This window comes from Acinetobacter sp. RF14B (assembly GCF_006864105.1).
GTDB classification, from domain to species: Bacteria; Pseudomonadota; Gammaproteobacteria; order Pseudomonadales; family Moraxellaceae; genus Acinetobacter; species Acinetobacter lwoffii_C.
Genome location: NZ_SMTB01000096.1, coordinates 1 through 9,210, shown reverse-complemented (window position 1 = coordinate 9,210; position 9,210 = coordinate 1). Strand labels below are relative to the sequence as shown.

The window sequence follows — 9,210 nt, the reverse complement described above, 5'->3', positions numbered from 1 at the left end:
TGTGTGCGGTGCCCGTTTTACCAGCGACACGATAACCCGGCACCACCGCACGGGTGGCAGTACCGCCTGGTAAAGTGGCTGTTTCCATCATTAATAGAACTTGATCCGCAATCTTTGGATCAAGCAGCTGTTCACCTTGGGGCTGCTCCTCAAGCTTGAACAGGCTCAGTGGCATTTTAACGCCCTTATTGGCCAGCATTGCATAAGCATCGGCTAACTGGAGGACCGTGGCATTCAGGCCATAACCATATGACATGGTGGCCACCTCGGAGACATTCCACTTGCTTGGCGGTAGAATCAAGCCGGCACTTTCACCCGGGAATTTCACCGCAGAGCGCTGGCCAAAACCCAGACGTTTATAGAAGGTTGGCAGTGTTTCATACGGCAGAGACAAGGCTAGTTTGGCAACCCCAACGTTAGAAGACTTCCGGATAATGCCGCCCAAAGTCAATGGCCCATAGTTATGGGTATCCCGGATAGTATGGTTGCCGACACGCATACTGCCAGGGCTGGTATTGACCACTGAATTGGCGGTGTATTTACCGCTTTCCAAAGCCATCGCCACTGTCAGCGGTTTCATGGTTGAACCGGGTTCAAAAGAGTCAATCGCACCACGGTTACGCATCGCATCTTTATTCTGCAAACTATTTTTATCATTCGGGTTATACGATGGCCAGGAAGAAAGCGCCAGAATTTCCCCGGTTTTAACATCCACTGCAATCGCAGTCGCCGAACGGGCATTATTCGCCACCCCTGCTGCGGTCAGTTCACGATACATGATGTATTGCAGGCGTGAGTCGATACTCAGGGTAATATTTTCTCCCGGTTCAACTTCCTTGATGACTTCCGGCTCCTTGACACGATTCCCTTTTTTATCGCGGATGATCTGCTGCTCACCATCTTCACCTGCCAGGCGGGTATTCAGCTGCATTTCCAGACCTTCAATACCCGTACCTTCACTGTTGGTCAAACCAATAATCTGTGAGTTCGGCTGTGGCTGCGGATAATAACGCTTATAGTTTTTCTCAGTATATACGCCCTGAAAATTACGCTTCATAATCAGCTCCGCCTGCTGGGGCGGTACTTCTTTTTTCAGCACCAGATAACGCGAGCGCTGACGCTCATCCATTTTCTTGCGCAATTCGGCTCGATCCATCCCAACAGCATCTGCCAGCTCATCCAGATTCAGGTTTTTATCCGGCAGCTGACGTTTCAATTTGCGGCTATTCGGCTCTTTTTCCAAGGCCAGCATGGTCTCTTCATAGAGCTGTTTATTTTCAAAATAATCCCGCGGATCAATCACGATTTTCATGATGGGCGTACTAATGGCCAGCGGCACGCCATTGCGGTCATAAATCACGCCACGCATGGCTTTGATGGTATTGGTTCTTAAAATATTGGCATTGGCTTTATTTTGCAGAAAATCTTTATTGATAATTTGCACATAAAAGGCGCGCCCGATCAAAACGATAAAACACAGCAGCACCACTGCCCACATCAGATAGAAACGGTTGATATAAATATTTGAGGTATTTTTATCAGTGACTGACTGCCTTTTACGTACCGGTTGCTTTTTTCTCTTGTCTACCATGTTGAAGCACTAGCCTTATTTTTTCTCATCTGAAGTCTGTGGTAAGGAAATCACAACGCTTTGTGACACCGGTGGCGAGTACATCCTTAACTGGGTAACCGCGCGCGTACCAATCTGCGCAGTCGCTCCAAAAGTCTGCTGTTCAATCAGCAAACGTCCCCATTCTGCATTCAGATCATCACGTTCACGCAGATAGGTACTCAGTTTCCGGTTGTCCTGACGATATTCAAACACTTGAAATACCACAAATACTGCACTGACAAAGATCATCAGTACCAGCACGATATAAGTAACGGCTTTTTTCAGCCACAACTTATCTGTTTTTTTACCAACCACTTCAGTTTTCATGATGTGCCTATTAAGCTAAACGTTCTGCAACCCGCAGCCATGCACTGCGTGACCGAGGATTGGCCTTCACTTCCTCCTCACTTGCCTTTACACGAGCCACTTTTTTTAAACGTCGCGTATCCTTCTGTTGTTGCGGCATGCCCCACCCCGAGTCTTCTGCGAGTGTCGATTCTTTTTGAATAAACTGTTTAATCAACCGGTCTTCGAGCGAATGGAAGCTGATCACCGCCAGACGAGCTTCAGGTTTTAAAATATCGACTGCCTGAGGCAAGAAGATTTCAATATCTTCCAATTCTTTATTAATAGCAATACGAATTGCTTGAAAAGTACGGGTGGCAGCATGCTTATTTTTTTCCCATTTGGGATGCGCCACCTTAACAATTTCTGCCAGCTCGCCTGTGCTTGCAATATAGCCGGCCTTTTTAATGGCTTTGGCAATACGGCGACTATAACGCTCTTCGCCATACTGGAAAATAATATTAGCCAAAGCCTCTTCTTCAATCTCGATCAGCCATTCTGCCGCAGTAGGTCCCTGTGAATTATCCATTCGCATGTCCAGGGGACCGTCTTTCATAAAACTAAAGCCCCGCTCGGCTTGATCCAGTTGAGGTGAAGACACTCCCAGGTCAGCCATAACCCCATCCACACTGTCTATGCCCTGTTCAGCCAGTGCCTCTTTTAAATCGGCAAAGCTGGCATGAATAATTTTAAAACGCGAATCTTGCTGTTCCAGCTCAGCTGCCACGGCAAGAGCTTGCGGATCTTTATCAAAAGCATAAACACGCGCATGTTCATCTAATTTCGACAATAATAAACGCGTATGTCCACCACGCCCAAAGGTTCCATCCACATAAACTCCTGTATTGCGACCAGCCAGCAAGGCATCAATCGTTTCGTGAAGTAGTACAGAAATATGTGACATAACAACTCAATAATTAAGGCGAAAAATTTAACTGCACATTATCACTCTGTTTGTATAAAGCTCCAAATGACTTTTTGTAGATAAATATTACTTTTCATGCAGAAAACCGTTTTTATTTTCTTTCCAGCATGTTTAGCCGGCTAAAATAACAAAAAAGCCTCTTCAAAGAGGCTTTTTTGTGGACAACTTAAATAACCAAGCGATGATTAACGTTTGCTATTGTAAATCTGGTCAAAGATCGCCCCATTGGCAAAGTGGGTTTTCTGTGCTGTGCTCCAGCCACCAAACACCTCATCAATGGTAAAGGTGTTGATTTTAGGGAATTGTGCAGAATACTTGGCCAGTACTTTTTTATTATGTGGACGGTAGAAATGCTTGGCTGCCATCTCTTGCCCCAGTGGTGAATACAGGTAATTGATATAGCCAGTCGCCAGCCATTTATTGCCATTTTTTTCCACTGTACGGTCTACAATCGCGACTGAAGGCTCTGTAAGAATGGTTAAAGATGGATAGATAATGTCAAATTTGTCCTTGCCCAAAGTTTTTTGGGTAACCAAGGCTTCATTTTCCCAAGTCAATAACACATCACCAATGCCTCGCTCAGCGAAGGTGGTCATGGATGCACGTGCTGCCGAATCCATCACTTTGACATTTTTATAAAGTTTAGCTACAAAGTCTTGCGCTTTGGCTTTGCTACCGCCTGGCTGTTTTTCAGCATATCCCCAAGCAGACAGATAGACCCAACGTGGCAGACCACCAGTTTTCGGGTTTGGCGTAATGATTTCCACACCCGGTTTAGTCAGGTCGGTCCAGTCCTTAATGCCTTTCGGGTTGCCTTTACGCACCATAAATACAATGGTCGAGGTGTAAGGCGCAGAGTTATGCGGAAATTCTTTTTGCCACCCTGGCTGAATCTGTCCAGAACGCACAATTTCTTCAATATCATTTGCCAGCGCCAGTGTCACAACGTCGCCTTTCAGACCATCGACAACAGAACGTGCCTGCTTGCCAGAACCGCCATGTGACTGTTTAAAGTTGACATCCACACCGGTGCGTTTTTTCCAGTAAGCACCAAAAGACTTATTGAACTCATCATAAAATTCACGTGTCGCATCATAAGACACATTCAGGAACTGACGATCTGCGGCTTGGGTCACAGTTGCAGTCATCGCCAGACCGGTTGCCAGTAATGCTGCACGAAACAACGATTTCAATTCAGTTTTCATAGCCATATGGAGGTTCATCTATCATGGAGAGAACTATATGGAACAAAGTGATTTATCGCAATTCAGCATCTCCCTGAAAAACTTGATGGAATAAAAACAATATAAGTACAATGTATTGTTTTTATTCAATAAAAAATTGAAGATACCCGACTTCCGCTAATATATAGTATTTTATTCTTTCTATATGAGAAAAATGGATAATCAACCTTCCAATTTGAGCTTCGAGCAGGTTCAGACCTTAGATCAGAGAGGCTTTAAGTACAGCTAGTCAATAAGGCACCATTAAACAGATTAATTTCTGGAGGAGCTTATAAAAAGTATTTAAAAATCCTGGTTGAGATTTTGACCCTTTACAATTATCCATTTTTTACAAAAGTTGAGAGCTAAGAGCTTTATTTTAAATAAAGAAAAGTAGCGGTTAGGCTTAGGTATTCTGTAAAAAAATAATTTTATTTAAAATCAAATAAAAAGGGTTTTAAAAGGTTTTTCAGGTCTTAAACACAGATACAAATTCGGTTAAAAGTGAATCTCTTGCTACAATAAAAGACAGTTCTTCACGTTCTCTTCATAGTTATTTGCTAAAAATACGCCCTCAAGAGGGGAAATGCCGTTTTTGGTAAAGTTTTATACCATTATTTAGACTTTTTTGTAAAAAATGTGATACAGTTTTAATTCTCTATATTAAATTGTAGACTTAGTATTAAAAAAACATTTTAAGCAAAATAAGTCCAATCATAGCCAAGGGGAGGTTTGTAAATGAAAACCAGTCTATTGACAACCAGCATCCTGAGCCTAATCATGCTGTTGACTACACAGTTCGGTCATGCGGTGGTCGTGAAAAACACTGCACCTAAAACTCTGATTAACCAACTCGAAGTCAAAAACTCTCCGATTGAAAAAGCGCTGCAACAGCACAAGACAGATAAGACCCTGTATACGGAAGATAATCTGAAAGTGCAGACGGCCCTAAAAATCACCCCATCACAAAATTTCTTTGCCGCACAAAACCAGCGTTTTACCCGTTTTGTACAAAGCATTTTTTCCCCCAACCATTCTTAAATGCCTGTAGGCCAGTCTTAATCTGACCATTCCCTGCGATTTTTCAGCCATCTCATGCAATGTTTGAATAAAGCATTCAGTAGATGGCTTTTTCGTTATAATAGAGGCAAATTCATATTCCAGACCTTATTCGACTATGACTGTTCGTACGCGTATTGCCCCTTCTCCTACTGGTTTTCCTCATGTAGGTACTGCTTATATCGCCCTGTTTAACCTGTGCTTTGCCAAGCAACATGGCGGTGAGTTTATTTTACGGATTGAAGATACAGACCAGCTGCGCTCAACCCCTGAATCTGAAAAGATGATTCTGGATTCCTTGCGCTGGTTAGGCCTGAACTGGTCAGAAGGTCCAGATGTAGGTGGTCCGCATGCACCTTATCGTCAGTCTGAACGCATGGACATCTATAAGCAATATGCGCTGGAACTGGTCGAAAAAGGCCACGCTTTCTATTGTTTCGCCACCAGTGAAGAACTTGACCAGATGCGTGCTGAGCAGCAAGCACGCGGTGAAACCCCACGTTATGATGGCCGCGGCCTGCTGCTTTCGCCTGCAGAAGTGGAGCGCCGTCTGGCGGCGGGTGAGCCGCATGTTATCCGCATGAAAGTACCGACTGAAGGTATCTGCACCTTTAATGACATGCTGCGCGGTGAAGTGGAAATTCCATGGGCGCAAGTCGACATGCAAATCCTGCTAAAAACTGACGGCCTGCCAACTTACCATCTGGCGAACGTAGTCGATGATCACTTGATGCAAATCACCCACGTGATCCGTGGTGAAGAATGGATTCCATCGGCACCCAAACACCAGCTGCTGTACCAATACTTTGGCTGGGAGATGCCTACCCTGTGTCATATGCCGTTGCTACGTAATCCGGACAAGTCCAAACTGTCCAAGCGTAAAAATCCAACCTCAATTAACTATTACAAGGATATTGGGGTCTTGCCGGAAGCCTTGTTGAACTATCTGGGCCGAATGGGTTGGTCGATGCCGGATGAGCGTGAAAAATTCACTTTGGCTGAAATGATCGAACATTTTGACATTCAACGTGTCTCTCTGGGTGGCCCAATCTTTGATGTTGAGAAACTAAACTGGCTCAATGGTCAGTGGATTAAAGCCCTGTCTCCTGCTGAACTATTAGATACCTTACTGGCCTGGAAAGCAGACCGTGCCAAACTGGAAGAAATCGCTGCTGCGATTCAGCCACGTATTAATTTACTGTCTGAAGCTGTCAACTGGTCAGCGCATTATTTCAACCATTTCCCGACACTCAGTAAAGCGCAGTTTGAAAGCAAGAAACTGTCCGAAGAACAGGTTCGCCAAAGCCTGCAATTCGCAATCTGGCGTCTGGAAAGCCTGTTTACCTGGAATAATGATACGGTAAGCCAAACCTTGATGGACCTGGCTGCTCAAATGGAAATCAAGCTGCGTGATTTCATGCCAGCCTTCTTTATTGCAATTGCCGGTTCAACAGCATCTACCCCAGTGATGCAAACTATGGTCACCATTGGCCCTGACCTGACCTTCGCCCGCTTACGTCATGCGCTGGAAATTGTCGGTAGCCCAAGCAAAAAAGAGCTAAAAACTTGGGAAAAACTGAATGAAAGCCTAAAGTTGCCGAAAAATGAAGCAGTCAATCAAGCTTAATTCATTTTTTTGTTGACGGCTGAGCGTTATATCCCTAATATAGCGCTCACACAGACTGGGGTCATAGCTCAGTTGGTAGAGCGCTACAATGGCATTGTAGAGGTCAGGAGTTCGATCCTCCTTGACTCCACCAAACCAAGTCTTGCTTTGCCTGTGTATTTGCGTCATTTGTCCCTATCGTCTAGAGGCCTAGGACATCGCCCTTTCACGGCGGCAACCGGGGTTCGAATCCCCGTAGGGACGCCATATTCAAGATGGCAACATCTTTATAAAAAACCCAAGCATTATGACTTGGGTTTTTTATTGTCTGTATGTTTTTTTTGGCCAGCCTTCGGTTTCTGCCTATCTTCCGATAAAATAATCAGTAATTTAGAATTTTGGAGTTGTAATGCAATATCGCTGCCCTAAATGTCAGAGTCCGAAAATCATGCCCCTGGCCCAGCCTGGCCAAGTGACAGCACGCCCTGTCGTACCCAAAAGCCTGGTTTTCCTAGTACCTGCCCTGTTTGTGTTATTACTGCTGGTTATTATCAGTATTGCCATGTGGATTTTTGGTGATGGTGCGGGTTCAACCCTACAGATGGCGACCGTAATTGTGTTTATTGTCTGCCTGATCGTAGGCTTCTTGTTCTATAAAGATCTGCCAGATTTTAAAATTTCCATGCAGGCCTTCATGCAAAACCAGAAAAAATGGAAATGCCGCGAATGTGATCATCAATGGGAAATTTGAGTCCTCGATCATTCAACAAGCTGATGGTCATTTGATCCTCAGCTTGCATTCCAATAGAGAATCTTTAAAACCAAGCACAATTACCAGCTTCACAACGACCAATTTCTCAAGTCAGAAAAACCGCTCTGCTGTTTTTATGGATGATAAATATAATGCTCGCATTCAGAATGAACGACAGAAAGCTATTTTAAAAATATATGAGCTTCAAAAGTTAGGTAGCCTATATCACTGGCCAATCCTGCGCTTTAAACAGCTTACTTGCGAACACACTGTGGCGGGAGTTTCACTGTTCGGCAGCCAATAAAAAATATTTTCAAAACAATAACACTCAACTGCTCTAGTTTAAAATTTCCAGGCCTGTTTCCAAATCACCCACACACGGAAGAAATACTTTTATAGCGGCGTCATTGACCAAAGGATGCCAGTAAAAAAGCCTGTAAACAGGAAGTCATGAAAGAGCAATCAATAAAAAAACCAGTCCGAAGACTGGTTTCTTTTATGTGCGGGAATTAAGCCCCAATTTTGCGATATTTCTGACGTTTGGCAGTCAGATCATCACCATATTGCTTACGACGGTATTCTTCAAACTCGGCATAGTTACCCGTGAAGAATTCCGGTGTTTCATCTTCAAATGACAGGATATGAGTGGCAATACGGTCCAGGAACCAACGGTCATGCGACACCACCATGACAGTACCCGGGAAGACCAGAATCGCATCTTCCAGTGCACGTAAAGTTTCGATATCCAGGTCGTTTGACGGTTCATCGAGCAGGATAACGTTTGCCCCCATTTGCAGGATTTTCGCCAGCTGTAAACGGTTACGCTCACCACCTGACAAACCACCTACACGTTTTTGCTGATCTTGGCCCTTGAAGTTAAAGCGACCAATATAAGCACGTGAAGCGATTTCATAATCACCGATTTTCAGGATATCCAGGCCACCAGACACTTCTTCCCAAACGGTTTTATTATCATCCAGCGTGTCGCGGATCTGACCCACATACGCCACTTTAACCGAATCACCCAGCGTTACAGTACCGGTATCCGGTTGCTGTTCGCCAGTCATCATGCGGAATAGCGTTGTTTTACCTGCACCGTTTGGACCCACGATTCCGACAATTGCCGCTGGTGGTACAGTGAAAGATAAATCCTTGTACAGCAGCTTATCGCCAAAGGATTTGCTGATGTTTTCAACTTCAACCACCTTGTTGCCCAGACGTGGACCAGGTGGAATATAAATTTCAGAAGTTTCGTTACGCTGCTGGAATTCACGCGAGTTCAGCTCTTCAAAACGCTCCATACGCGCCTTGTTTTTCTTCTGCTGACCCTTAGCATTGGTACGAACCCACTCAAGCTCTTTTTTCAACGCCTTGGCAAAAGATTCTTCCTGCTTGTTCTCTTGCTCTAAGCGGGCATTTTTCTGCTCCAGCCATGAAGAGTAGTTACCTTGATAAGGAATACCATGTCCACGGTCAAGCTCCAGAATCCACTCGGCAACGTTATCCAGGAAGTAACGGTCGTGCGTAATCGCCACGATTGTGCCCGGGAAATCTTTCAGGAAGCGTTCCAGCCAAGATACAGATTCTGCATCCAGATGGTTCGTCGGTTCATCCAGCAACAGCATAAACTGATAATCCGCATAGTGGTGCTGATCCATGTCGGCAATATTCAGGTCTGCCTTATAAATT

At 44.6% G+C, this 9,210-nt stretch carries 9 protein-coding genes and 2 tRNA genes; 6 read left to right on the top strand and 5 right to left on the bottom strand.

Annotation, left to right across the window (positions count from 1 at the left end; genetic code table 11):
- The 4 genes from ftsI to E2K52_RS12105 all read right to left on the bottom strand — a co-directional run.
- Window positions 1-1,591, bottom strand: a 1,591-nt coding sequence (ftsI, locus tag E2K52_RS12120) for a penicillin-binding protein PBP3 (RefSeq protein WP_151205329.1), incomplete at its 3' end; no start/stop codon positions are given.
- A 15-nt stretch (window positions 1,592-1,606) separates the two neighbouring features.
- Window positions 1,607-1,939, bottom strand: coding sequence for a cell division protein FtsL (gene ftsL, locus E2K52_RS12115; protein ID WP_151205328.1), 333 nt, complete (start codon window positions 1,937-1,939; stop codon window positions 1,607-1,609).
- A 10-nt stretch (window positions 1,940-1,949) separates the two neighbouring features.
- Window positions 1,950-2,861, bottom strand: coding sequence for a 16S rRNA (cytosine(1402)-N(4))-methyltransferase RsmH (rsmH, locus tag E2K52_RS12110; protein ID WP_151205327.1), 912 nt, complete (start codon window positions 2,859-2,861; stop codon window positions 1,950-1,952).
- A gap of 206 nt (window positions 2,862-3,067) precedes the next feature.
- Complete coding sequence (locus tag E2K52_RS12105; protein WP_151205330.1) at window positions 3,068-4,087, bottom strand: sulfate ABC transporter substrate-binding protein; 1,020 nt, start codon at window positions 4,085-4,087, stop codon at window positions 3,068-3,070.
- Between the two features lie 756 nt (window positions 4,088-4,843).
- Between E2K52_RS12105 and E2K52_RS12100 the strand changes: the two genes are divergently transcribed.
- The 6 genes from E2K52_RS12100 (at window position 4,844) to E2K52_RS12075 (ending at window position 7,825) form a co-directional block, all read left to right on the top strand.
- Window positions 4,844-5,146 carry a hypothetical protein gene (locus E2K52_RS12100; protein WP_151205326.1) on the top strand — a complete coding sequence of 101 codons (303 nt, stop codon included), beginning with the start codon at window positions 4,844-4,846 and terminating at the stop codon, window positions 5,144-5,146.
- A 136-nt stretch (window positions 5,147-5,282) separates the two neighbouring features.
- Entirely contained in the window at window positions 5,283-6,791 is a 1,509-nt protein-coding gene (gene gltX / locus E2K52_RS12095; RefSeq protein ID WP_151205325.1) for a glutamate--tRNA ligase, read from the top strand.
- Window positions 6,792-6,848: 57 nt separating this feature from the next.
- Window positions 6,849-6,924: transfer RNA gene (locus tag E2K52_RS12090), tRNA-Ala, on the top strand.
- A 37-nt stretch (window positions 6,925-6,961) separates the two neighbouring features.
- Window positions 6,962-7,037 (top strand) — tRNA-Glu (locus E2K52_RS12085).
- A 142-nt stretch (window positions 7,038-7,179) separates the two neighbouring features.
- Window positions 7,180-7,521 (top strand): hypothetical protein, encoded by a 342-nt coding sequence (locus tag E2K52_RS12080; RefSeq protein WP_151205324.1) that lies wholly within the window; start codon window positions 7,180-7,182, stop codon window positions 7,519-7,521.
- Window positions 7,499-7,825 carry a hypothetical protein gene (locus tag E2K52_RS12075; protein WP_151205323.1) on the top strand — a complete coding sequence of 109 codons (327 nt, stop codon included), beginning with the start codon at window positions 7,499-7,501 and terminating at the stop codon, window positions 7,823-7,825. The genes E2K52_RS12080 and E2K52_RS12075 overlap by 23 nt, the downstream gene beginning before the upstream one ends.
- Before the next feature lie 205 nt (window positions 7,826-8,030).
- Here E2K52_RS12075 and ettA read toward each other — a convergent pair.
- Window positions 8,031-9,210 (bottom strand): energy-dependent translational throttle protein EttA (gene ettA / locus E2K52_RS12070; protein WP_227548243.1); only part of this gene is annotated, 1,180 nt, incomplete at its 5' end.

Bases quoted from the DNA above. Each gene is read 5' to 3' on its own strand.
- ftsL (WP_151205328.1), bottom strand. From the start codon at position 1,939: ATGAAAACTGAAGTGGTTGGTAAAAAAACAGATAAGTTGTGGCTGAAA.
- rsmH (WP_151205327.1), bottom strand. From the start codon at position 2,861: ATGTCACATATTTCTGTACTACTTCACGAAACGATTGATGCCTTGCTG.
- E2K52_RS12105 (WP_151205330.1), bottom strand. From the start codon at position 4,087: ATGAAAACTGAATTGAAATCGTTGTTTCGTGCAGCATTACTGGCAACC.
- E2K52_RS12100 (WP_151205326.1), top strand. From the start codon at position 4,844: ATGAAAACCAGTCTATTGACAACCAGCATCCTGAGCCTAATCATGCTG.
- gltX (WP_151205325.1), top strand. From the start codon at position 5,283: ATGACTGTTCGTACGCGTATTGCCCCTTCTCCTACTGGTTTTCCTCAT.
- E2K52_RS12080 (WP_151205324.1), top strand. From the start codon at position 7,180: ATGCAATATCGCTGCCCTAAATGTCAGAGTCCGAAAATCATGCCCCTG.